The sequence below is a fragment of the Enterovibrio calviensis DSM 14347 genome, from assembly GCF_000621165.1.
Taxonomy (GTDB): Bacteria; Pseudomonadota; Gammaproteobacteria; order Enterobacterales; family Vibrionaceae; genus Enterovibrio; species Enterovibrio calviensis.
Genome location: NZ_KK211217.1, coordinates 635174 through 659236, shown reverse-complemented (window position 1 = coordinate 659236; position 24063 = coordinate 635174). Strand labels below are relative to the sequence as shown.

The window sequence follows — 24063 nt, the reverse complement described above, 5'->3', positions numbered from 1 at the left end:
TGTCGTTTTGAAGTGCTTTATTTAGTTTCCCATTACCTTGGTGAACTTCGATTGTTCCATTGTTGTGCGTATACCAACCTGAGAAGAAGGTGTCTTTGATATGTGCGTGTGCTTTACCAGCATCATCACCCCAAGATTCCATGTCGCCATTCACCAAAAGATTCTGGCTCTCATTTTGGTTACCGTACAAGAAATCCTGACCGTTAGTTCCCGTCACGTTTGTCATCGTCAATCCTTAATTTATCATTGAAACTGGCAAATTCGAGCGCAAATTAATGTCAAGCCAAAGACCCACAACAGAATCCTATTTTTTGATAAATTCGCTTCACTCTTCAATCGCGGTAATACTAGCCACTTCCTAGATTCGAGACAATGCGTGTTCAATAACTCAAAACTAAAACAATAATAAATAATGAGAAACTCTTAATACATTTGGCATGAAAACAGACACACACGCCAACAAAATAATCAAATACAAACCCAAACCATTGATATTAAAGGCAATATAAACATAAGCAAACGCTAAAAATAGTGATGAAAGTACCAATTTATCTTCATTCAAACGATTTGACCGCCAGCACTGAAAAAGAACTCGACAGAAAAACCCGCCAACTCACTAATATTAAAATGGTTTATCACCAAAGCCAACAACTAGCCTTTTCTACACTTTCACTTTCAGCGATATAAAAATGACAGCAAAATGGCATGAAATGATTTTATAAATAACCAAAAGAGAAAAATCACAAAACAAAAATCACAAGATGAGGAGACCGGTAGATTTTAAATACAAAGATAATAGGCACGAGATGACAATAAATCGGCACAAAAAGAATATTACTTATTTATCCAAGCCAAAATCAAAGGTGAAGATAAAGATGAATGTGAATGTGAATGCGAATATAAAGAAAAAAGTTTAAATTGACCTCATACAAATCAATAAATATTTCTCCAGAAATAAAAAACCCGCCACAGGCGGGTTTTTTATTATTATTTCACTCAATCGTGATTAGATGATTTCCACGCCATCTTGGTAGATGTTTTCCGCATCAGTCCAGATTGTGACCGAACTGCCTGAAGACGTCGTGAATACATAAGAATCCAAATCACTTGCCTGAGCCTCAGTCAGGTTCATGAACGCAATCATATCTGCTGACAGATCTGCCGTCGGCGTCGCTGACGCATCATAGGACCAGCCTGCCCCTTCCAGATTAAAGGTGTCGTCACCTTCGCCCAAGTAAGCAACAAATCCATCCCAATCACCTGGATCAACGAGTGATTCCGATTGCAGAGGGTCAGACTGAGACTTAATGGCAAACGCGTTTGCTGTCACTGTTTGTTCGCCCTCACCGGCAACAACCGCTTCAACATTGGCAATCGGTTTAAGGGCATCTTCAGCAACGCCGTAAGATTGACCGGTTAAATCAACATTCGCATCGCCTTCAACAATCAATTGGTCAAACCCGCGATTACCAATATAAATCGTGCCGTGCTCTTGCAAGAAGGCGATATCAGAGAAGTCTTCTTGGTCGAAGAACATGGTGTCATTGCCTTCACTACCTTGATATAGATCGAGACCTGCGCCACCATCCATCACGATGTCGTTGTCATACCCTGCTCTCAGTACATCGTTACCTGCGCCACCGAACAGCGAGTCATCACCACCTGCACCAATCAGGAGGTCGTCGCCATCACCACCGTAAATGGTGTCATTACCGTTGCCGCCGTTGATAACATCATCACCCGCATCGCCATACAAAGTATCATCGCCGTTGCCGCCTTTGATATTGTCATTACCAGCGTCGCCGTGTATCACATCATCACCGCCACCACCGTTGATAACGTCGTTACCTTCGCCACCATTGATAGTGTCATTGTCTGAGTACACTTTCTTTTGCTCAACCGTAATGCTAAAGGTTGTGTCGTTGAAGTCACGGTCACCCAAATTCCAAAGGTCTTCCCATGAGGACGTGTTGCCGTCTACGTTTTCGTGGTCGTTTCCATCGCCATTTTCTGCGGCATTTGATACGTAAACCACCGAACTCGCGCTACCTTGAGTAATCGTAGAGCTAGACCCAGACAGATCGATTTCCACGTCTCCTACGTCAAAACCTTTACGGTCACCATTTGGTATAAGGAACATTCCAAATGACACGCCTCCAGACACATCAATGTCAACGCTCACGTCTGTGATATTTTTTACATTATCAACAATTACAGCTGCGCGGATAACGTTGCCATTTTCGTCGAATACGTAGTAGCCGACACTATTGTTATATGCAGCACTATGGGTAAAATCACTCAATGAAATCGTGACTTCATCTTCGCCTTGAAGTGCATATACAGTGGCATCATCTTGATGAGACAGTTCAAAAACGCGGGTTGATTCATTACCACCAAAAATGGTGTCATCACCTGCACCGCCATCAATCGTATCGTCGCCCTGCTCACCGTAAATGGTGTCATTACCCGCACCGCCAGAAATCGTGTCATTGTCATCTTCAACATTTACTTTTTGTTTAAGAGACACATTATCGATCAACGCACCATAGCTATCTGACTTACCTTCCGCTTCAAAACGGATAGTGACAAAATCTTCGCCCTGAGGAACAACGATATCAGCCGTAAACGAAACATAGTGATCGTTGGCTTGCGTGTTATCAAAATACTTCGAGTAGATAACCTTGCCTTCTTGGTCGAATGCTTTGACTTCGAATTGGCTGGTTGAATGGTCGCTACCACGATAACGGTTCGCGTGATCAAAGCTCAAGGACAGTACTGCATCACCATCGTCAGCAAGACCTGTAATGTTTACATCCTGCTGTACCCAAGTGTTTCTGTGGCTATCAAGTTCTAGCACCGTGTTGGTTACGTCGTTTTGTGGCGTGCCGCCAAACGTACCTTGTTGAAGTTCAATCTTATTGGTGCCTGGTGTGTACCAACCTGTGACTTGATGGTCGTGGAACAAGCCCCACTGGTTGCTTGTGTTGTCGCCATAACCGTCTTCAAAGTCGCCATTGATTAACAGCTCACGTGTGCCGTTACTGAAGCCGTTGTTGCCATAAATGGTATCGTCGCCTTCACCACCTTCAATGGTGTCGTTGCCTTCGCCACCATAAATTGTGTCGACGCCTTGGCCACCGTCAATGTGATCATCGCCTTCATAGCCATAGATCGTGTCATCTAGGCTACCGGCGGCGTTATTCGTCAATGAAATATTGTCGATCAGCGCACCGTAGCTGTCAGATTGACCTTTACCTTCAAAGCGCAATGTAACGCCCGTCGTTCCCTCAGGCACTGAGAAATCGATTTCGAAGTTATGGTAGCTTTCGTTGGACTGGGTGTTGTCAAAGTATTTGCTGTATAAGACGTTGCCGTCGTTATCCATCACTTTAACTTCAAATTGGCTGGTCGAGTGGTTGTCGCCTTTGTAGCGGTTCGCGTAATCAAATGACAACGTCATGGATGCATCACCGTCTTCCGTCAGGTTGGTGACGTCGATGTCTTGTTGCACCCACGTGTTACCTGTTGAATCCAGCTCAAGGACAGTGTTAGACGAAGGATTATCTGGCGTGCCGCCGAAGTCGCCTTGTTGAAGTTCAATTTTCATTTTACCTGGGGTGTACCAGCCAGCGACTTGATGGTCATGGAATAGACCCCACTGATCAGAGGCGTCATTACCCCATGCTTCGAAGTCGCCGTTCATCAACAAATTGGTCGAAGTTTCGTCGGAGCCGTATAAAAAATCTGCGCCGCCTGTACCGTTAATCGTCGCCATGTCCCTGTCCTCTGTCTCTATTTATTGTGACGCGAGATAAACATCGAATAAGTTAAAGAGAGAGGCTAGTGATTGGCGTTGAGCTTAATCCATTGTCTCAATATTTAATTACTCATCTCATATTAGAGATATCTAACGTTCATCCAACGTTGCTTGTGACAGTAGTTTTATTGACAAGACAGTCATCAGCAATAAGCAGGAGTGAGGTTCAGTAGAAAGTCACCAGTTTTGACGAGCCGGAATTAATACATCAATTAAGAAAGCATGAATAGATATCAATTTGCGCCTAAAGAATGACCAATTTGAAGATTTTGGTGCTCAATAAATGAGAAATTTCCACCAACTGTAAAGTATCCAAACAAATAGGCTGCAAGCTGTAAAAAATTGGGCAAACAGCCACCTGCTAAGATCTTTGGTTAGGCGCTCGCTGGTTTCTCCTCCGTCAAATTGTTCACCCATTTGTTTCCAAATACCCGCTTAATCGCAGGATAGAGTTTTACAATCTCTTCTGAGGTCATCATCAAAAATACATACTGCAACGGAAGCTCAAACCACATGGCGGCCAACGCTGTCATTGGAACCGCCCAAATCCATTGGCACACCACATCCATATTCATGCAAAACTTGGCATCGCCACCCGCGCGAAGCACACCCACAATCAAGGTGATATTGATGTTTCTCACCAACGCACTCAACGCCAATACCGGAAAGCACAATGCCGCCAACGAAAGCACGTCATCACTCACTTCGGAATAAAGGCTAAGAACGTGACTTTGTACCGACAAAATAATAGCGGCGCAAACCAGCCCGACGATGACTGCTGTTTTTAGCGCATAGCGCGCATATTTCTCGCTAATCGCAAGCTTGTTTGCCCCTAGCGCATTACCAATAACAATCGCCGTTGCGCTCGACAACCCGGAAGCGATACATAGCGAAAGCGCCTCTAGCGAAGAAATAATGGCCATCGTGGCAAGTTCCGTTTCACCCATTCTTCCCATGATCAGTTGATAGGTAAAAATGCCACCACTCCACATCAAACTGCCTGCGATGATTGGGGCAGTGATATTGAGGTAGCGCGACAAGGTTGACGATCGGAAAGCAAAATCTTTGCGCGTGAGAATCAAAACAGGCGTAGAGACATAAATGGTGATAAGAGAAATCACCACCCGCAGAATTCGAGCACTCAAGGTACCTATCCCAGCGCCGATCAAGCCCATCTCAGGGAAACCTAAATGGCCAAAGATAAGCACAAAGCTAAGCCCTATGTTGAACCCGATCTCGACGATCGACATATAAAGCGTGACTTTGGTTTTACCGAGCGAACGCAGTGCAGAATCCATCGAAATGGTCGGGCCTGCAAGTAAGAGCGCGACGCTGATGATCTGCAGATAATCGGCCGCCAAGGTGGCCGTTTCGCCTGTTGCTTTAAACAGGGAAGGAATGGCCGTAGGAAAAAACCAAACAAAGAGGAAGATAAGCATTGAGGCGAGGGTTGAAAAGGTCGCTCCAAGGGCAAAGTTCCTGCGCAACCCTACTTCGTCTTTGGCTCCCCAGTACTGCGCCAATATGACGCCCATCCCCGTTCCCATGCCCCAAATGAATATCCCCGCGAGCCAAAACACGCGAGCGCCAATACTTGAAGCAGCCACTTCTTGTGTACCCAGTTGACTCACCATGAGGTTATCAATGAAGCCACCGCTGCTGAAAAATAGACTTTGCAATACGAGTGGTAACCCTAGTAACCAAACTCGCCTGAGAAAGAATGAGTAAGTATCTTCAGTCATCGCGCCTCCTAGCCTTTTTCTTTTTAATAAACTTTTTTATTTACTATATAGTTATGAAGTCAGAAATGCGAAATGTAATACGATGTAAAACAAACTGTTAGTTACGGTCTATATCACGACAGATCACAAGACAACCGAACTCACGCAATCGAGCCAAATAGAAATGTCCTTCCGTCCCCACTAAAAGAGAGGGTTTAGATAGTGAGCGCCCCGTTTTTGAGCTATTTGTTAATAGTCTGATTATTTTCTTAATTACTGGATTGGATGTAGGGGAGAAGTTTCAATGTTAAGTCACTTAAGGCTGGGGCAACAATTAATGGTTTCGTTTTCTGCCATTCTTGCCTTGCTACTCGTCGTGTCTGTTATCGGTTATAGCGGCCTGTCAGAAGGGTATAAAAACTTCACCGATTATCGAGCGCTTGCGCGAAGTTCCAATGAAGCAAGTGAAGCGCAATCCACACTATTAAGTGCCCGACTTGGCGTTCTGAAATACTTAAAGAATCAAGACCCCGCACAAATCGACAAAGTGCAAGCTGACATGTTGCAAATAACCGCACTGATCGACACCATACTGTCACATGAGAAAGCACCGGATCGCATCAAAGAACTTGAGGAGTCAAAGCAGCTCCTCCAAACGTATAGCGAAACATTTTCTTTGGTCGTCAAAGACTTCCAAGATCGAAATGCGCTCGTGTCGAGTGAGCTAGACCCTAACGGTCTTAAAATGCGTCAAATCATGTCAGAGGTCATCAAAGACGCGGAGCTAATGGGTGCCGTTGAACCTCTCTATTATGCGTCCCAAATTCAAGAGAAACTGCTGCTGGGACGCTTGTTTGCCGCCAAATTTTTAATCAGTAACTCAGAGGCCGACCTTAAACGTTCTTTGTCAGAACTCAACAATCTCCTTGTGCCCTTCAGTTCCCTAAAGCGCATATCAATATCCCAAGCTGACTTAGAACGCATAGAAGCATTTACCCAAGCACGCGGTACCTATATTTCCGCCCTGCAAGGCACGGCAGAGATCATTGCCACGCGAAACAACAGAATTGCAAACACGCTTGATATGATTGGCCCTCAGGTCACCACCAACCTTGGTGACTTCAAATCCTCTATCAGAACATCTCAAGACACCCTAGGCCCAGAGGCGCAAAGGGATAGCGAGGCTGCGGTAAACTTAGTCATGATCGCGTCGGCTGTTGCTATTCTTTTTGGCATTATTCTCAGTTTATTGGTTACCAAAGCCATTCGTAAACCCATCGGGGGCGAACCTAGGAACATTGAAAACATGGCGCGCAGTATTGCAGAGGGCGACCTCACGCAAGACTTTTCAGGCAAGAAAAATGCAACGGGCATTTATGCCGCAATGGGAGACATGAGCACCAATCTGCGTGACATCGTCACGCAATTAAAAACATCGTTAGACACCTTAAATGGCGCGTCGAACACCTTGGTTGATGTCACCAAAGACACCGCGAGTAACTCAGAAGCGCAAGCAGACCAACTGGGGCAAACCTCCGAAGCCATGAATGAACTCACGGATACGGTCGACAACATTTCTCAGAATGCCCAGCAAGCGTCAGAGTTAGCCAGCCAAGCCGATGAGCACGCTAATCAAGGCCAAGCTGTCCTCGATCAGACCCGTTCCAGTATCGACTCACTGGTCACTAACATGGGTGATGTGAGTGAAATCATTGAGAACTTAGAGAACGAAACCAAGAATGTGGGAAGCATCTTGGACGTGATCCGTGGCATTGCCGAACAAACCAACCTCCTAGCCTTGAATGCGGCCATTGAGGCGGCGCGCGCGGGTGAACAAGGACGAGGCTTTGCGGTGGTGGCCGATGAAGTACGAAGTTTGGCAAGCCGAACGCAACAAAGCACAGAAGAAATTCAAGAGCTTATATTGCGCCTACAAAGCGAGTCAAAGCGTTCAGTAGACTCTATGCGCGTGAGTATGAAAGAAGCATCGGAAACCTCTGAGAAAGCCAACAAGACGCGAGAAGCCCTGGTGTCGATCACCGCTTCTGTAGCCAGCATTCGCGACATGAATAATCAAATCGCGGTGGCAGCAGAAGAGCAAAACACCGTGGTGCTCAACATTAACCAATCAGTGAGTGAACTCACGACCTTAGCGAAAAACACTGCGTCGGGCGCAGATACCTTGTCGAAAGAAGCCAGCGGCTTAACGTCTATCACTCGCAGTGTGAATGACATTGTCGGCAAGTTCTCACTCGGTTAATGACCATCGCGTAATAACCGGCATACACAACGCAAAAACGCGCCCACTGAGGCGCGTTTTTTTCATGCTAATGCTCAATTCACCTGACGATGCTCAATGTTAGAGATCTTCAGATTGTTTGAATCGTTGTTTATTTCTGCTTTTCGCTTTCCAAGTGAATAAGGTACAGACGCGCATCAAACTCTAATTGATGGTAATCCGGCTCCATATGGCAGCAAAGCTGATAGAAGGCTTTGTTATGTTCTTTCTCTTTCAGGTGCGCCAATTCATGCACCACCAGCATGCGTAAGAACGGCTCGGGCGCTTCTTTGAACATAGACGCGATGCGAATTTCGTTCTTTGCTTTTAACTTGTTACCGTGAACACGCGAGACAAAACTGTGCAGACCCAGCGCATTATTCACCACATGGATTTTACCGTCGTAAGCGACTTTGCTGATCGGCGAAGACTTTTTGAGGTATTGATTTTTGAACCCCATAACATAGTCATATAACGCCTTTTCTGACGTAATAGCATGCTTATCAGGATAACGTTTAGCGAGCCAAGCACCGAGCTTGCCACTTTCAACAAGGTGTTCAATTTGAGAGACCAAGTGCTCGGGATAACCGTTCAAATATCGAAGAGATGGATTCATTGCAGGTTCATATCGCGCTAATTAGGAACAGTATGCTATCAGCATCCTCAACAATCCCCAAGCGCGTCGAAAGCCGATGTGTTGACGCCCCAATAGAGGCGCACCTAACGACTCAGATTTAGCGCCCTTTTTGCGTAGAGCCTCTCACCACAGGTTCGCAAGGAAGAGTAATCGATTGGGCGGGAAGATTAGGATCGGCGATGTGCTGAAACAAAGCGTCGATGCTCGACAAAATCATCTGGTCGTTGGGTTGTCTGATTGTCGAAAGGTCATAAGAACGGCTTTTCGCTAGGCGAATATCATCAACACCAATCACACCCACGTCTTCTGGGATCTTCACTCCCAGCTCATAACGCAAAGCGTCCATACCGCCACAGGCCATAATGTCATCTGCATAGAACATTGCATCAGGACGTTCGGTGCCTTTGAATATTCGTAGCGTCGCGTCATATCCAGCGTCATAACTGAATTCGCCGCCTTCGACCACTTGCCATTGGTTGCAGCCACGCTCCATCAAGCGACTAATAAAGCCACGTTGACGATCAACCGTCGCTGATGTGCCAATCGGCCCCGCCACAAACGCGGGTTTCACATAGCCTGCATCAAGCAACATATCAGCGGCCATTCTGCCCGCCAACACGTTGTCACAACTCACCACAGTGACACTGTTTTCATTCGAGTCACGACCAAAGATCACGACGGGCGTATCTTGAGACTTGCACGCTTCCACCAATTGCTCAGGCAAAGAAGCAGACGTAATGATGAGTCCATCCACGTTGTACTCCATGACCAATTCAACCGCTTCTTGAATGTCCATGTCACTATTCACATTGATCAGCAAACTGTGGCAGTTTCGGCGTTGAATCTCGGTCGTAAAACTATTGAGGATGGGCAAATAGAAAGGGTTATTGAAGTCCGTCATCAGTATCCCGACAAGACTGGATCTCGATTTAATGCCTCGAGCTAAGCGGTTGGGTTTGTAGTTCAGTGAAGCTGCAGCCTTAAACACTTTCTCTCGCAATGGACGGGAGATACTCGCTTCAGGGTTAAACGCACGTGACACCGCAGACACAGACACCCCTGCCGCTTCTGCCACCTCAACCACCGTGACTTTTCGCTTCTTGGTTGGTGTGCTTTCAACTGTCGCGACTAATTTACTGAATGTCATAGCTACCCTGCTTTGCTGTTTTAGCGAATCGAAAAATGCTCCATAACTAACGGGCTATCATAATGAAATTGTTTTCATTCTTGCAACGACATTTAGTGCCTTTGCGCATTGCTTAACGACAAAACACATTTACTTGAGCAAGTGAAGGGGCAAGGAGGGATGAGAGAATGCCCCTTCACTGCTCAATCAGGACTAGCGGTATTCGCCAGCTAAATCTTCAACCAAAGCAACATTGTCTTTCGTCACGAAACCCGGACCAGAGTTGATGTTGTTTGATGGTGCAATGCCGTAGCGGTTGTACATGGTCAATACCATCACAGGGATGTAACCTTGCAAGAACGGCTGTTGGTCAATACCCCATTGGATGTTGCCATCTTTGATTGCTTGCGCAATTTCACCGCTCAGGTCAAACGTACCGAAGTAAATGTTGCCAAGCTTGCGTGTTTTCTCAAGCGCACGCAGAGTTGGATGTGCAGATGTAGGGCCAAGCGTCAGTACCGCACCCGTATCTGGGTTTGAGCGAAGGTAAGCCGATACTTTTTTCTCGATACCCGTTGGATCCTGTCCAACATCGATCATTTGGCTGCCCAACTCAACACCTAACGCGTCCGCGAAACCTTGACAGCGCTCTACAGAAGCAGGGTTTGTGATGTAGTGGTTAACACACACAAAAGAGGTCACGCCGTCTTTTTTCGCACGTTTACCCGCGCCATAGCCCGCATCGTACTCAGGTTGACCCACGTGGAGGATCGCGCCTAAATCTTCACTTTGCTGATGCGTACCAGAGTTCATGGTAACAATAGGAATGCCTTTCTTACGCGCTTTCTCAAGTGGACCTTTCAACACTTCATAATCGGCAATCGTGGTGATGATCCCTTGTGGGTTCGATGCCACGGCTTGTTCGATGATGCGCGCCATATCCGCCAAATCACCTGATGGTGGATTACGGTATTCCACTTTTACATCTAGCTGCTCGCCCGCTTGGTTAATCGCCGTTTTAATGGTGTTCCACCATGAATCAGAATCAGGTGCATGGCTAACCAATACGAAACGCTCACCTTCTGCCAATGCGGTGCTAGGAAGCATTGCACCCACGCTGGCAGCTAAAGCCAAAACAAGTACCGATGCTCTCTTTGCTACAGATCTAAGTAGGGTATTCATCCAGTGTTCTCCAATCTACTTATAATGTCATGGCTAAGGGACAGGTCTTTCCTTTTGTCCACTTACCCACGGCGTTTTGGTTGGGCAGCAACGCTGCCCTGTGCTTACTCTTTCTTGCTCTATTAATAGCCTAATTCGCTTCTGCAGTGTCTGCGCGCTCGAATTCTGCTAATTCTGCTTCTAGCGTTTCTAGCTCTTGTCCACCGGACATCATTTCTAGAATCTGCTCTCGTGTTACGTCCTTCTTCATCCACGTGCCCAAGCTCTTACCACGGTTTAGCAAGGTAAAGCGGTCAGCAATCGGGAAGGCATGGTGAACGTTGTGCGTGATCAAAATCACCGCTAACCCTTTACCCCGCGCTCTCGCGATCACTTTCAACACGTTTGCTGATTGCTTCACACCCAGTGCTGCGGTTGGCTCATCCAGAATCAATACTTTTGCACCGAAGTGAATGGCGCGCGCAATTGCCAAACATTGGCGTTCGCCGCCTGACATGGTGCCAATCGGGTGCTCGGGGTCGCGTACATCGATCCCCATGTCTTTCATACCGGCTTTGGCGATTTCGTTAGCACGCGCCGTATCAAACACTTCGAAAGGCCCAATACGTTTGGTCAGTTCGCGTCCCATGAAGAAATTTCGCGTCACACTCATCAAAGGCACCAATGCCAAATCTTGATAAACCGTCGCGATACCCGCATCCAGCGCATCACGCGGTGATTTGAACTTCACGGGTTCACCGTTCATCAAGAACTCACCTTCTGACGGTGTATGTACACCGGCCAAGGTTTTGATCAGAGTGGATTTACCTGCCCCGTTATCACCGAGCAAGCAATGCACTTCGCCCATTTTGACTTCCATATCGATGTCTTTCAGCGCGATAACAGAGCCAAAATAGCGACTGACTTTTTTCATTTCGAGGATGTATTCAGACATTGTGTTTCTCCTAAAATCCGTTTTCAGTTCGGCAGTAAGGTGCGTTTACACCCTGCTATCGTGCGCTCGTGACTTTCTTGCGAATGAAGTTGTTAAACAACACCGCAATCAAAAGCATCACGCCGAGGAAAACGCGGAACCAATCTGAATCCACACCCGTAAAGAAGATACCCATCTGCACCACACCGAAAATCAGCGCACCGAAGAAAGCACCAATCACAGAACCATAACCACCCGTGAGCAGTGCCCCACCGATTACCGCGGCGATAATGGCCTCAAACTCTTTCAACAAGCCCCTATCTGCGGCTGCCGAACCAAATTCAAACACCTGACAAGCGGCAAAGACCGTGGCGCAAAATGCAGTGAACATGAACAGCATGATTTTGACGCGATCCGTAGGTACACCCACGTTTTTCGCCGCGTTTGCATCACCGCCTGCTGCAAAGATCCAGTTACCAAAGCGAGTACGTAGCAACACAAATGAACACACAGCTGTTAGCAAGAACCACCACACCACAACCATTGGAATGCCTGTGACCACGGGTGTGCCGTCCGAGTATGTTTCAAGCCAGCCAATGTTGCCGAGCCAGGTGAATAATCCTGTCCCTATCTCACCCCCAAACATAGAGGCCAACCAATCACCTTCTGCAACATCACCCACACCAGAAAGAATGGTTTTGTTGGTCAGCATGATTGACAGTGCAATGGTTAAACCGCGAAGAATAAAGAGGAAAGCGAGCGAAACAATAAAAGAAGGTAGCCCCGTTTTCACCACGATGTAACCGTTTAAAAATCCGACAGCCATCGCCCCTGCAAACGCAAAGATAATCGCCGCCCATGCAGGCCAGCCCCAATACACGGCAGGTATCGCAATCATCATGCCCGCGAAACCAATCATCGAACCGATGGAAAGGTCAAATTCACCAGCAATCATCAACAAACACGCACCGACAGCAATAATGCCGAGCTGCGCTGATACGGTTGTCCAGTTCATGATGCCGTCGGCATTGAACATGCCTGAATCCCACGCAACCAGCGCGAAGAACACGAAAACTAAAATAGCGCCTGATACCGAGCCCAGTTCAGGGCGAGATAGCAACCCGCTTACAAAGGAAACCTTACGAACTCGTTCATCATTCGCTCCACCTGCAGGTTGAGTCTCCGTTTCTGATGCGGTTTCTTTTACCGACATACTTGCCTCCTAATTCCTTACTTCCAATCTGGCCAAAAGCCAAAATTCAGATGAATGCGCAACTTCCTGTTTTTGTCGCATATTCGCTTAGTGAAGAACCGCCTTTTCAATAAAAGAACGGCTTTTTTCTGCGTCTGTTTTGGCATCACTTTTGGCAGCAGGATCCGTGTCTTGCTCTACCGTGACCCAGCCTTTGAAGTCGATATCTATCAAGGTTTGACGTACATCAGCAAAATCCACACATCCTTGTCCAAGAGGGCAAAAGATATTGTTTCCAATCGCTGTGTAAAAATCGGTTCCAGCTGCCACAGACTCCACGAGCACACCTGCATTGATGTCTTTAAAATGTAGATACTTAACGCGGTCTTTGTAAGTTCGTAATACTTCGCTTGGGTCCATACCTGCATAGACACAATGTCCAGTGTCAACACACAACGACATCAGCTCAGGGGGAAGGTCTCGCATTGCCTTATCAAGCTCATCACGGTACTCAATGTAAGTGCCTGCATGTGCGTGAAGGGTCGGCGTAACATTGTATTGCGCACAAATTTCACCAACGCCACGTAGCGTTTCCATCATGGCGTCCCATTGTTCGTCATTCAGTCGAGTCGCCGTAGCAGCCTGCCCCGCTTGATCCGTTCTTGGTGAAGACACATGGTCGATGACCACCAAAAACTGCGCGCCTTGCTGCTGCAGTATCTGGCACGTTGTGTGTGTTTTTTCGAAAATTGCCTCTCTTTCCTCAGCTTTGTGTAGGTGCACAAACAAGGTACCAGCCACCAAGCCAAGCGTTCGCGAAGAGAGTGCTGTACTTAGCTCATCTTTGTTTGTGGGCAAATAGCCGAGTGGACCCAATTCTGTCGCGCCATAACCCGCGCCCGCAATTTCATCTAACACTGTTTGCCATGTTGGATTTGCTGGATTGTCAGCAAACTCAATTCCCCATGAACACGGTGCATTGGCGATTTTTAATTCCAAAGCAAAGCCTCCTACTCGACTCTTTCTATTTGGGAGCTTCAATAACGTTGGCCTTCTAACGCCCCAGCCCAACACCATCAAAACATTTAAACTCTCGTTAACACTTTTTAAACAATTATGGTATTGATTTCATTTTGTCAACGAAATGCTCGTCTCACATTTGCGCATTAAACGCTCAGTCACTCAATTTGAATAAAAAACGTGCGCGAGGTCTGATTATTTAGCTTTTACTATTTGAAAACATTTTCATTACAAGGCTACTATTTCATCAAAGCAGGGATGTTAAGAATCTGAGTGGAGTACACAGATGAGAACAATTAGACTTACAACGGCACAAGCACTTGTCCGTTACTTGGCGGCACAACAAATTGATAATGAAGGGAAAATTGAATCTCTCTTTGGTTGCGCGTTTGCCATTTTTGGTCACGGCAATGTGACTTGCCTCGGTCAGCAACTCTATGAAAACCAGTCTGTTTTCCCGACATGGCGTGGACAGAACGAGCAATCCATGGCACTGGCTGCCACTGCCTATGCACGAACACACCAACGCAGAAGAATTGGTATTGCAACGTCGTCGGTCGGCCCTGGTGCAACCAACATGATCACAGCAGCAGGCGTGGCGCACACCAATCGACTCCCCTTGCTTTTGCTTGCCGGCGATACCTTCCAATCTCGTCTGCCCGATCCGGTATTGCAGCAAACGGAGCACTTCGCTGATCCGTCGCTGACCGTGAACGATGCGTTCAAGGCCGTTACCCGCTTTTGGGATCGCATCAACGCGCCATCTCAACTGACCGTGGCGTTACCACAAGCCATTGCAACCATGCTCGACCCTGCCGACTGCGGCCCCGCTATGATTGCTTTGCCACAAGATGTGCAAGGCCAAGCGTGGGATTTCCCTGAAAGCTTCTTCGAACCAAGAGTGCATCGCATTCGTCGACCACAACCGGAAACCGAGGATTTGGCGCTCGCTGCAGAGGCCATCAAACAATCGAAACGCCCGTTGATCATTGCGGGAGGCGGCGTGTTTTATTCTGGCGCACGTGACGCCCTGACACGCTTTGCAGAAAAACATCAAATCCCAGTGGTTGAAACCATCGCAGGTCGAACCTTGCTTGACGACAAACACCCTCTCAACTGCGGCCCTATCGGAGCGACAGGCTCAAACAGCGCTAACCACATGTGTTATGACGCGGATTTGGTGCTGGCCATTGGAACCCGTTTACAAGATTTCACCACAGGGTCATGGACCTTGTTCCGCGACCCCGACATGAAGCTCATCAGCATCAATGCGGGTCGCTTTGATGCGAACAAGCACAGGGCGCAATCCATTATTGCGGACGCAAAAGCCGCGATTGAACCACTCAGTGACCACTTAGATACGTGGCAAACCGACGACAGTTGGACGACCAAAGGTAAACAAGAAAAAGCAGCATGGGACGAGATCGTCAACCAACGCACTGCCGCGTCAGACACTGAGCTGCCTTCTTACGCGCAAGTCATTGGCAAAGTGAATGCACTCACCGAGGAAGGTGACCGCGTGATCACTGCAGCAGGGGGATTACCCGCCGAAATCAACATGAACTGGCAGACTCGTCATCCCTACTCTCTGGATGTGGAATTTGGCTTTTCATGCATGGGTTATGAAATTGCCGCAGGCTGGGGTAACAAAATTGCGCGACCAGACAAAGAGTCCATCGTCATGGTCGGTGACGGTTCCTATTTAATGATGAACTGTGACATCTACAGCTCAGTGCTCACTGGCCACAAGATGATTGTGTTTGTTTGCGACAACGGCGGTTTTGCTGTGATTCGCAAGCTTCAAACCAACACAGGCAACACGGCGTTCAATAACCAATTAGAAGATTGCACCACCGAGCGCGACTACGACCTACCGCGTGTGGACTTTGTTAGCCATGCACGTGGGCTTGGTGCCAACGCAGAAAAACTGACAAACCTCAACGAGCTTGAAGATGCCTATGCGCGCGCAAAAGCTTCTGACCGCACTTACGTCATCGTCGTGGATATTGACGACACCGTTTGGTCTTCGTGTGAAGCGTGGTGGGAAGTTGGACTGTCGGAAGTGACAGATAACGAGAGCATTGCTAACGCCCGAGACCAATGGGAAGAAGGCCGTAAACATCAGCGCCGTGGCGTGTGATTTTGACCTAACGGATTAGATTTCAGGAGAAGCGCACTATGTTCAATGAAGAAATGCACTTTGAGTCCCCGATTCGTTGGGGCATGGTCGGCGGCGGTCGTGGTAGTGAAATTGGCTACTCACACCGCGCCGCAGCACAGCGTGATCGTTTGTTCAGTTTTGTCGCTGGCGCACTCGATCTCAACGCCGAACGTGGCAAAGAATTTGGTATGAATTTGGGGCTTGCCGCCGACCGCTGCTACCCCGATTACAAAACCATGTTTGCAGAAGAAGCCAAGCGTGAGGATGGCATTCAAGCCGTTTCCATCGCCACGCCAAACTCTACTCACGCAGAAATCGCTAAAGCCGCACTCGAAGCGGGTTTGCATGTGGTGTGTGAAAAGCCCGTGACCATTCATGTTGAAGAAGCCCTTGAGCTAAAAGCACTAGCGGAAAAACAGAACAAGATGGTCGCAGTTATGTACGGCTATACCGGCTTCCCAATGGTGCAGCAAGCCAGAGAGATGGTGCAACGGGGCGATATTGGCGCAGTGCGCGTGGTGCAAATGTCATTCGCCCACGGGTTCCATAATCTGGAAGTCGAAAAAGACAACCCTGGTGCGAAATGGCGCATGAATCCAGAGGTGTCTGGGCCAAGCTTTATCATTGGTGACTGCGGTACTCACCCGTTCTACATGGCTGGGTTAATCACAGGATTGAAAGTGAAATCTCTGATGTGCTCTCGCCAAAGTTTTATTGAATCTCGTGCCCCTCTCGAAGATAACGCGCATGTGGTTTTCAACTTTGAAGGCGGCGCAGTCGGCACACTATGGGCAAGTGCGGTTAATTCAGGCTCCATGCACCAGCAGAAGATACGTGTGGTCGGCGAAAAAGCCAGCCTAGAGTGGTGGGACGAATACCCTAACCAGCTCAGATATGAAGTACAGGGGGAACCCGTGCGCATTCTTGAGCGCGGCATGGGCTATCTTTATCAAGATGTGCCGGGCGTGTCTTGCAACCGTCAAGGGGGTGGTCACGCTGAAGGCTTCTTTGAATCGTGGGCGAACATTTACCACCGTTATGCACTCGCCATCGATGCATTCGAACGCAACGACAAAGCCTTTCTTGAAAGCCACTGGTACCCCGATATTGATGGCGGCATTGATGGCGTCAAACTGGTCAATGCCTGCGTGAAGTCTGCGGACAATGGCGCGATATGGGTGGACTATGACTGATACGCAAATTCATCTCTCTGGCTGGGAAAAAAGCATCGATCGCCCCCTCGACGTAATTTGTCTGGGTCGCGCCGGTGTCGATTTCTACGGCAACACAGATGGCGCGGATTTCACCACAGAATCCAGCTTCAAGAAATGTGTGGGCGGGTCTCCCGCCAACGTGGCCATTGGCTTAGCCACATTGGGCGCAAAACCCGGCTTCATTGGCTGCCTATCTGATGATGCGCAAGGCCGATACGTACGCCATTACATGCAAGGGAAAGGCATCGATCTCGCGGGCGTAAAAACCTTATTTGGCGAATACCGCACCAGCCTCGCCGTTGCAGAATTACGACCAGAACCCGAGGTGGTGATTTATCGCAACAACGCCGCCGATTTGGCATTGATGACAACCGACATCAGCGCTGAATATCTGGCGTCAGCGCATTGCTTGTTTGTCTCTGGCACTGCGCTGTCCACCAGCCCATCACGAGAAGCCACGCTTTCTGCCATGCAGACCGCACAGCTATCAGGCACTTTAGTGGTACTGGACTTGGATTATCGCCCCTACTCATGGGCGACTGCAGCCGACCCTGCCCATTACTATCGTTTAGCGGCATCGCTCAGCGACGTGGTTATCGGTAATCGTGAAGAGTACGAAGTGATGGGCATTCCTCATGACAACGAGGAAAGCCACATCAATGCAGCGTCTGAGTTGCTCAGTGGCGGCACTGAACTCGTGGTGATTAAGGCAGGCGCTGAAGGCTGCGATCTTTTCGGGCTAGACGGTAACGGCAACTTACTCAAACGCTCACAATCCATCTTTAATGTCGAAGCGCGCAAACCCTACGGCGCTGGCGATGCTTTCGCCGCAGCACTTCTGTTTGCGTTGCTCAATCAATATTCGCTCCAAGATGCGGCAGCCATGGGCGCAGCAAATGCGGCTATCAATGTCACTGGCGACACGTGTGGCGATGCCATGTCGACCCTGCCCGCATTGAAAGATTTTATGGCAAACCGCGGATACCAATTTTCAACGCAGCCTTAATTGACGCCCACTCATATGCAGGGCAAGGAAGCGTTAAGACACTGATTTAAGGAGTAGATCATGGGAAAACATATCCCGCCATTTGATAACAAAAATGAGCCTATTGTTGGCGTTAACGACGACACCACACCGCTGTGTTATTTCAATCCTGTGAAATTGCACCAAGGCGCAAGTTACAGCTACTCGCTGGAAAATTACGAATCAGCCGTCGTCCTCGCAGGTGGCACCTGTGACATCACGGTTGATGGTCAAACCTATAGCAGCATCGGTAAGCGCGCCCACGTATGGGATGGCGATCCCGCAGCGGTTTACGCGCCAGTCGGCAGCGAGGTCACCATTACCTGTGTCTCTGACACCGCCGATGTGATGATTGCAGGCGGACGTTTCGCCGCCGAAGAAGGCAGCAACCCTCTAACGTCATTTGCGATCGCGCCGGAAGACACGGACAAGATCCAATACGGCAGCGACGATACTAAAACGCACCGCAAAATTAAGCATATCCTCGGTCAGAAAAACGCTGATCAACGAGGCCGCTTAATGGTCAGTGAATTGTTCACCGTTGGTGCAGGCGGCTGGTCCGGTTTCCCGCCTCATAAGCATGATGAAGAACGCCCACCCGCAGAAACACGCTATGAAGAAGTGTACCAATTCCGATTTAATCCTGACTTCGGCTTTGGCGCTCAGTTTCTTTATGAGCATGAAGATGACTGCGGCCCTGTTTATCACGTTCGTACAGGCAGCGTGATTGCCATCGACAAGGGCTACCACCCTTCCGTCGCAGCGCCGGGGTATGAGATGTATTACTTCACCATCATCGTCGGTGAAACAAGCAAGTCATTGGTTCAGCACTTTGACCCTCACCACGAATATCAAGTGCATACCATTCCCGGTATCAAAGACATGGTTGCTAAATTTAAATAATCGCGATCAAAAAAGGACGGTCTGATGCTAGTCAATCTGAATGAGTTACTCCCAGCCGCCGCAGTGTCTGATGGCGCAGTCGCCTGCTGTAATGTCTTTGGTATCGAAGAAGCAAAGTCCATTATTGCTGCCGCTGAATCCTTGTCATTACCTGTGATTCTCGCGGTGAACAAAGACATGGTGGATTTGGCAGGCGTTGAAGCCATGGGCGGGCTTTTAGTACCAATGGCCAAAGCCAGTTCTGTGCCAGTGGTTGTTCACTTAGACCATTGCTACGAAGAATCCATTGTTTATCGCGCCATTCATTCAGGCTTTAGCTCTGTCATGTTTGACGGCTCCCAACTCCCACTGGAAGAAAACATCCGCCGTACCCGCCAAGTGGTTGATGTGGCGCACGCCGTTGGCGTGACGGTGGAAGGGGAATTGGGGTCAGTGCCGTATGAAGAAGGTCGTGACCACATCATATCCATGTCCACCGTGCCTGCGGAAGCCACGCGCTACACCCAAGAGAGTGGCATCGATGCGCTCGCGGTTTCTGTGGGCAATGTTCACCGGAAAACTGAAGCAAACAGCCCGATCGATTTCGAGTTGTTAAAGCAAATTGAAATGGCCACAACCCTGCCTTTGGTCATTCACGGCACCACGGGTATTGCAGAGCCAGACCTTCTCAAGCTCAAGCAGCAGCGAGTCGCCAAATTCAATGTCGGCACCACTCTTCGCATGGCATTTGGGCAAAAAATCCGAGAATGCATGGACAATGAACCCGACAAATACGATAGCCAGTATTTTGGGGGTAAAGCCATGCCAGCTCTGCAATATGAAGCAGCACGGGTGATTGCACTGCTTGCCTCTAGCCGTCAGCCTTTGATCAAGTAGCTGACGTCGCTTTAATCAAGTAGCTGACTTGCTTTGTCACAAGCAAGCCATCGTGAATCACGACTCTATTCAAAAAGGACGTAAGAATGAGCAAGGCATACAGCAAGTTGGGAAGAAGATTACGGCTAGGTGTTATTGGTGGAGGCCCAGATTCTTTTATCGGCTCGATTCACCGTTCAGCCTCAACCATGCACGAAGAATTCGATGTCGTGGCTGGCGTATTTTCTTCCAACCCTGAACGCTCCATTGCGGCAGGCAAGGCCATGGGTATTGCTCGCCCTTATGGCGACCCTGATGCACTTTTTGCGGGTGAAGCTAACGAGGAAGAGCCCATCGATGCGCTTGCCATCATGACGCCAAATAACAGCCACTACGAGCTGTCTGTTCGCGCATTGGAAGCTGGCTTCAATGTCTTCTGCGAGAAACCGTTGACCATGACAGAAGAAGAGTCTGCTGACTTGGTCAAACGCGTTAAAGCCGCAGGAAAACGCTACTGTGTCGCGTATGGTTACAGCGGCTACCCCATGGTGAGAGAGGCAAAAGAACTGGTTGCACAAGGTGTGATTGGTGATATTACCATGGTGCAAAGTAACTATGTGCAGGGGCATCTCGCCACATTGACCGACTCAGAGCGTTCAGGCTCAAACTGGCACATGAAACCAGAACTGGCTGGCCCTTCACTGATCCTTGGCGATATCGCCACACACAGCTACCACCTCGCCAGTTATGTGATGAGCATGGAAGCCGCATCGCTGAGTGCCGACGTCACCGCCGTCGTGGAAGGCCGAACCGCTGATGACTATTGCGGGATCCTTTTACGTTATCCCAACAATGCACGAGGCGTGTTTTGGGTAACACAGGCCGCCGCTGGCGGAGTTCATGGTTTGAACCTCACCCTGCATGGCACTCAAGGTGGCATTGAATGGCATCAGGAGCAGCCTAATGAACTGCTGGTGAGGCCACTGGATAGACCTGCCTACGTTCTGACCAAAGGCGGTGTTGGACTAACCGCAGCTGGCGAGCGCGTGTCACACGTTGCCATTGGTCACCCTGAGGGTTATCGCGAGGCGTTTGCCAATCTTTACTACGATTTTGCCTCTAATATCGTCGATGACATATTAGGGGAAACGCCCGACGCTCTGTCGCTGTGTAACCCCACGGTCGAAGAAGGCGCGTATGGGATGGCGTTTGTCTATGCCGCCGTGCGTTCATCGGACAACGACGGCAAGTGGGAACCGCTGAAAAATCTAACCTAACCCTGAAAAATCTAACCAAACAATGAGCCTTCGGCTAAATGGCGTTTCAAGCCCAACCGAATCGGGTTCACTGATTTGACAGTTACCATGCTTTGCGAGCAGTAAACCCGTCGTCGGTCTGCTCGCCTTTTTATCCCCTTATTGAATGAAAGTGCCTTCCCTTCTGCGGTTTACCAATCACAAGATCTGTATCACAGAGACTTTCTCCCTGTCGCAAATTGATACTCTAAGCTTATAAATCAGACAACAACGCCAGACCAATCAGCGATACATTGGTCGTGGAAACGAAAATGATCGGAGGATCTATGAGTGATAAAAAAGTCGCCTTGTTCGGCTGGCATCCAGACGTTGTTAACTATGATAAATGGCCCGGCATGAGCGCAGAAAAACTTCTCGCCGCACTAGAAGGCGACCGAGACAACTTAATCTCGCAGGGTTATGACGTGGTGCTTCACTATATTCGTGATGGTGACACAGCCTTCGAGACCGCAACAAAAGCGCTCGAAAATCAAGGCTACGATTGTGTGCTGATTGGTGCAGGTGTGCGTCGTGATGACGATCATTTCCTCGTCTTCGAACGTTTGGTCAATGCCGCCCATATGGCGGCACCGGAAGCTGCGATTTGCTTCAACACCAACCCAAGCGACACCGCTGACGCCATCAAACGCTGGATTTAGTTTTAGCCGTTGGTCTTAGCAAAATGTGAAAAGGGAACGGTGAATGACAGAACTGGAAGAAAGAGCCATTGATTGCCCGTATTGCGGCGAGTCTATTCAAGTGCTTATCGACGCAGAAGACAGCGGACAGCAATACATTGAAGACTGCCAAGTATGTTGCCGCCCTATTACCTTTTTCGTCCAGCAAGAAAACGATGGATCGCTGTACGTCTCAGTGCATCATGAAAATGATGCGTTCTGACGCCCAGCCCAACACCTCAAATCCAGAAACATAAGCTTCAAGGAAGAACACACAATGAAAGCATCAACAATCGGGTTTAAACCTGATTACGAAGAAGACGCACCGTCCATTGAAGATGTCACACATCTGAAAGGCCTTGCCGTCATCGAATTTGGCGCACCATGGTGCCCTCATTGTCAGGGAGCACAAGCCGCCATTCGAGAAGTCCTTGAACCTACCACGATGCTGCACATCAAGGTGTTTGATGGCAAAGGAAAACGATTAGGACGCCACTTTAAGGTGAAACTTTGGCCGACGGTGATTTTGCTAAAAGACGGCGAAGAAGCGGCGCGTGTTGTTCGCCCAACAGAAACGCATGAAGTGCAAGAACTGCTGCAAATCGCTGGCGCTTAACGACTTGAACAACCCATCATGTATGCCTTCGATGGGTCCAACATGATGGGTTGTGACCATTCACTAAACAAATCCATCTTTTGTCTATTCCTTAATCACTCTCTCTGTCCTGAGATCACAATCAAGTATTACTTTATACACTTCCTGGTACATTCCGCCGGATAGTTAAGACAGTGATTGCGTCTCGCGTACCGATAAGTGAAGGGCGGTAGCGTAGGAAGGTTCTGCCCCAAAGTTATCTGACCAGTGTTATTTAACGACTTCAATAATCCACACCTTTTCATACAAAAACTAATCAAGAAAACACTACGCCAGCAACGAGAAAATGAAGGGCTGATCTTGACGAGAACATTACGCAATGTGTACCAACATTTTCTTGGCATGACGGAATTACCATTTGATTTGTACCTTTCGAATCTCTTTGTTGAGTCAGTATTTTCAAAGATATTGATGGCAAAATAGTGAGAGCAGTCTGCATCAAAAAGTATGGGCGCAATGCCAATTAACCGAAAAGATAAGGAATTACACTAATGGCTATAGAACTGAACTCGGATTCTCATTTGCCGTTGAGAGAGACTCGATTTCTGAGTGAGGAAGATGCGAATAAAGTCCACACCCTTTCATTGATATTGGAAGAACTTGAGTACAATACGCAAAGAGCAGTCAGAAGAGCTGGAAGAAATAGATTGCATGCCCAGATTGACTTTTTATCTAAACCTCTCAGTGATGAGGAGGTTGACTTGTTACCTAAAAAGTTAACTTCTCTCTCAAATGAGATGATATATGACTATAAAGGATGGAGATGTGATCTATCCCTAATCACTGAATTGCTCAAAAAAAGCATTGAAGATATAGAACCACATGGCGGTCATCAATTTATCCCTGTTGAAATTTTCAATACGGAATCGAAAAAGCTAGGAGATGCATTTTTTTGGAAAATACTTAACGTTATAGACGCAATAAGGCTTGATTCAGGTGGAATTAAACCTGTGTCAGGCCTGGAAATTATGGAAGACTCTGCTCTTACTTATACCTACACCGAAAAGATCAATCTTTATGCGGATAGAGTTTTAGGAAAAGCCGCTTGGTATGATATGAGACTAGGGGTTAGTAAAATAATTTCAGATAGCCTGTTAGATATTATAAAGAAAAATGATTCTTCTAATATAAATATGACAACTGCAGAAATACTGATAGAAAAATGAAGCGATTAAATTTAAGAACATTAAGGCTGTGTATTAAGTGGCCTAAGGCTTTCTCGTCTTATATAAAAGTAGTGGTGATATAGATGGATATTATTGCATACAACAGTAATTGCCCCAAAGTTATTTGACCGTTGTTATTTAACGACTTCAATAATCCACACCTTTTCATACAAAAACTAATCAAGAAAACACTACGCCAGCAACGAGAAAATGAAGGGCTGATCTTG

The 24063-nt window shown here is 48.0% G+C and carries 20 protein-coding genes; 11 read left to right on the top strand and 9 right to left on the bottom strand.

What is annotated here, in order from left to right:
* From Q365_RS0121225 to Q365_RS0121210, 3 genes are all read right to left on the bottom strand, one after another.
* The coding region (locus Q365_RS0121225; protein WP_028024667.1) for a hypothetical protein at positions 1 to 226 on the bottom strand (226 nt) is incomplete at its 3' end.
* Between the two features lie 780 nt (positions 227 to 1006).
* The gene (locus Q365_RS0121215; protein ID WP_028025244.1) at positions 1007 to 3775 is read right to left on the bottom strand and encodes a calcium-binding protein; all 2769 of its coding nucleotides are present in this window, start codon (positions 3773 to 3775) and stop codon (positions 1007 to 1009) included.
* Between the two features lie 416 nt (positions 3776 to 4191).
* Positions 4192 to 5559 carry an MATE family efflux transporter gene (locus Q365_RS0121210; protein WP_028025243.1) on the bottom strand — a complete coding sequence of 456 codons (1368 nt, stop codon included), beginning with the start codon at positions 5557 to 5559 and terminating at the stop codon, positions 4192 to 4194.
* Between the two features lie 283 nt (positions 5560 to 5842).
* Between Q365_RS0121210 and Q365_RS0121205 the strand changes: the two genes are divergently transcribed.
* Complete coding sequence (locus Q365_RS0121205) at positions 5843 to 7798, top strand: HAMP domain-containing methyl-accepting chemotaxis protein (RefSeq protein WP_028025242.1); 1956 nt, start codon at positions 5843 to 5845, stop codon at positions 7796 to 7798.
* Between the two features lie 130 nt (positions 7799 to 7928).
* Here the strand turns inward: Q365_RS0121205 and Q365_RS0121200 are convergent, their stop codons facing one another.
* The 6 genes from Q365_RS0121200 to Q365_RS0121175 form a co-directional block, all read right to left on the bottom strand.
* Positions 7929 to 8432 carry a M48 metallopeptidase family protein gene (locus tag Q365_RS0121200; RefSeq protein ID WP_028025241.1) on the bottom strand — a complete coding sequence of 168 codons (504 nt, stop codon included), beginning with the start codon at positions 8430 to 8432 and terminating at the stop codon, positions 7929 to 7931.
* Between the two features lie 118 nt (positions 8433 to 8550).
* Positions 8551 to 9600: a LacI family DNA-binding transcriptional regulator gene (locus Q365_RS0121195; protein ID WP_028025240.1), complete on the bottom strand. Its 1050-nt coding sequence runs from the start codon at positions 9598 to 9600 to the stop codon at positions 8551 to 8553.
* 192 nt (positions 9601 to 9792) lie between these two features.
* A complete protein-coding gene (locus Q365_RS0121190; RefSeq protein WP_245621590.1) occupies positions 9793 to 10761 on the bottom strand; it encodes a sugar ABC transporter substrate-binding protein in 969 nt (322 codons plus the stop codon).
* 130 nt (positions 10762 to 10891) lie between these two features.
* Positions 10892 to 11695, bottom strand: a complete 804-nt coding sequence (locus Q365_RS0121185) for an ATP-binding cassette domain-containing protein (RefSeq protein WP_028025238.1) — start codon at positions 11693 to 11695, stop codon at positions 10892 to 10894.
* Between the two features lie 55 nt (positions 11696 to 11750).
* Positions 11751 to 12887 (bottom strand): ABC transporter permease, encoded by a 1137-nt coding sequence (locus tag Q365_RS0121180; protein ID WP_028025237.1) that lies wholly within the window; start codon positions 12885 to 12887, stop codon positions 11751 to 11753.
* Between the two features lie 87 nt (positions 12888 to 12974).
* On the bottom strand, positions 12975 to 13865 hold the full coding sequence (locus Q365_RS0121175; RefSeq protein ID WP_028025236.1) for a TIM barrel protein: 891 nt from the start codon (positions 13863 to 13865) through the stop codon (positions 12975 to 12977).
* A 307-nt stretch (positions 13866 to 14172) separates the two neighbouring features.
* Between Q365_RS0121175 and iolD the strand changes: the two genes are divergently transcribed.
* The 10 genes from iolD (at position 14173) to Q365_RS0121120 (ending at position 23836) form a co-directional block, all read left to right on the top strand.
* On the top strand, positions 14173 to 16026 hold the full coding sequence (gene iolD, locus Q365_RS0121170; protein ID WP_028025235.1) for a 3D-(3,5/4)-trihydroxycyclohexane-1,2-dione acylhydrolase (decyclizing): 1854 nt from the start codon (positions 14173 to 14175) through the stop codon (positions 16024 to 16026).
* A gap of 38 nt (positions 16027 to 16064) precedes the next feature.
* A complete protein-coding gene (locus Q365_RS0121165; protein WP_028025234.1) occupies positions 16065 to 17240 on the top strand; it encodes a Gfo/Idh/MocA family protein in 1176 nt (391 codons plus the stop codon).
* Complete coding sequence (gene iolC, locus Q365_RS0121160; RefSeq protein ID WP_035025434.1) at positions 17233 to 18267, top strand: 5-dehydro-2-deoxygluconokinase; 1035 nt, start codon at positions 17233 to 17235, stop codon at positions 18265 to 18267. Before Q365_RS0121165 ends, iolC begins: the two co-directional genes overlap by 8 nt.
* Before the next feature lie 60 nt (positions 18268 to 18327).
* Complete coding sequence (locus Q365_RS0121155; RefSeq protein WP_028025232.1) at positions 18328 to 19188, top strand: 5-deoxy-glucuronate isomerase; 861 nt, start codon at positions 18328 to 18330, stop codon at positions 19186 to 19188.
* A gap of 24 nt (positions 19189 to 19212) precedes the next feature.
* A complete protein-coding gene (locus Q365_RS0121150) occupies positions 19213 to 20064 on the top strand; it encodes a class II fructose-bisphosphate aldolase (RefSeq protein ID WP_028025231.1) in 852 nt (283 codons plus the stop codon).
* Between the two features lie 86 nt (positions 20065 to 20150).
* Entirely contained in the window at positions 20151 to 21320 is a 1170-nt protein-coding gene (locus tag Q365_RS0121145; protein ID WP_028025230.1) for a Gfo/Idh/MocA family protein, read from the top strand.
* Between the two features lie 305 nt (positions 21321 to 21625).
* Positions 21626 to 21997, top strand: a complete 372-nt coding sequence (locus Q365_RS0121140; RefSeq protein ID WP_028025229.1) for a hypothetical protein — start codon at positions 21626 to 21628, stop codon at positions 21995 to 21997.
* Between the two features lie 43 nt (positions 21998 to 22040).
* A complete protein-coding gene (locus tag Q365_RS0121135) occupies positions 22041 to 22238 on the top strand; it encodes a CPXCG motif-containing cysteine-rich protein (protein WP_028025228.1) in 198 nt (65 codons plus the stop codon).
* A gap of 54 nt (positions 22239 to 22292) precedes the next feature.
* Positions 22293 to 22631, top strand: coding sequence for a thioredoxin family protein (locus Q365_RS0121130; RefSeq protein WP_028025227.1), 339 nt, complete (start codon positions 22293 to 22295; stop codon positions 22629 to 22631).
* A 530-nt stretch (positions 22632 to 23161) separates the two neighbouring features.
* Positions 23162 to 23836: an imm11 family protein gene (locus Q365_RS0121120; protein WP_028025226.1), complete on the top strand. Its 675-nt coding sequence runs from the start codon at positions 23162 to 23164 to the stop codon at positions 23834 to 23836.
* The last annotated feature ends 227 nt before the right edge of the window (positions 23837 to 24063 follow it).

Bases quoted from the DNA above. Each gene is read 5' to 3' on its own strand.
- Q365_RS0121215 (WP_028025244.1), bottom strand. From the start codon at position 3,775: ATGGCGACGATTAACGGTACAGGCGGCGCAGATTTTTTATACGGCTCC.
- Q365_RS0121210 (WP_028025243.1), bottom strand. From the start codon at position 5,559: ATGACTGAAGATACTTACTCATTCTTTCTCAGGCGAGTTTGGTTACTA.
- Q365_RS0121205 (WP_028025242.1), top strand. From the start codon at position 5,843: ATGTTAAGTCACTTAAGGCTGGGGCAACAATTAATGGTTTCGTTTTCT.
- Q365_RS0121200 (WP_028025241.1), bottom strand. From the start codon at position 8,432: ATGAATCCATCTCTTCGATATTTGAACGGTTATCCCGAGCACTTGGTC.
- Q365_RS0121195 (WP_028025240.1), bottom strand. From the start codon at position 9,600: ATGACATTCAGTAAATTAGTCGCGACAGTTGAAAGCACACCAACCAAG.
- Q365_RS0121190 (WP_245621590.1), bottom strand. From the start codon at position 10,761: ATGAATACCCTACTTAGATCTGTAGCAAAGAGAGCATCGGTACTTGTT.
- Q365_RS0121185 (WP_028025238.1), bottom strand. From the start codon at position 11,695: ATGTCTGAATACATCCTCGAAATGAAAAAAGTCAGTCGCTATTTTGGC.
- Q365_RS0121180 (WP_028025237.1), bottom strand. From the start codon at position 12,887: ATGTCGGTAAAAGAAACCGCATCAGAAACGGAGACTCAACCTGCAGGT.
- iolD (WP_028025235.1), top strand. From the start codon at position 14,173: ATGAGAACAATTAGACTTACAACGGCACAAGCACTTGTCCGTTACTTG.
- Q365_RS0121165 (WP_028025234.1), top strand. From the start codon at position 16,065: ATGTTCAATGAAGAAATGCACTTTGAGTCCCCGATTCGTTGGGGCATG.
- iolC (WP_035025434.1), top strand. From the start codon at position 17,233: ATGACTGATACGCAAATTCATCTCTCTGGCTGGGAAAAAAGCATCGAT.
- Q365_RS0121155 (WP_028025232.1), top strand. From the start codon at position 18,328: ATGGGAAAACATATCCCGCCATTTGATAACAAAAATGAGCCTATTGTT.
- Q365_RS0121150 (WP_028025231.1), top strand. From the start codon at position 19,213: ATGCTAGTCAATCTGAATGAGTTACTCCCAGCCGCCGCAGTGTCTGAT.
- Q365_RS0121145 (WP_028025230.1), top strand. From the start codon at position 20,151: ATGAGCAAGGCATACAGCAAGTTGGGAAGAAGATTACGGCTAGGTGTT.
- Q365_RS0121140 (WP_028025229.1), top strand. From the start codon at position 21,626: ATGAGTGATAAAAAAGTCGCCTTGTTCGGCTGGCATCCAGACGTTGTT.
- Q365_RS0121135 (WP_028025228.1), top strand. From the start codon at position 22,041: ATGACAGAACTGGAAGAAAGAGCCATTGATTGCCCGTATTGCGGCGAG.
- Q365_RS0121130 (WP_028025227.1), top strand. From the start codon at position 22,293: ATGAAAGCATCAACAATCGGGTTTAAACCTGATTACGAAGAAGACGCA.
- Q365_RS0121120 (WP_028025226.1), top strand. From the start codon at position 23,162: ATGGCTATAGAACTGAACTCGGATTCTCATTTGCCGTTGAGAGAGACT.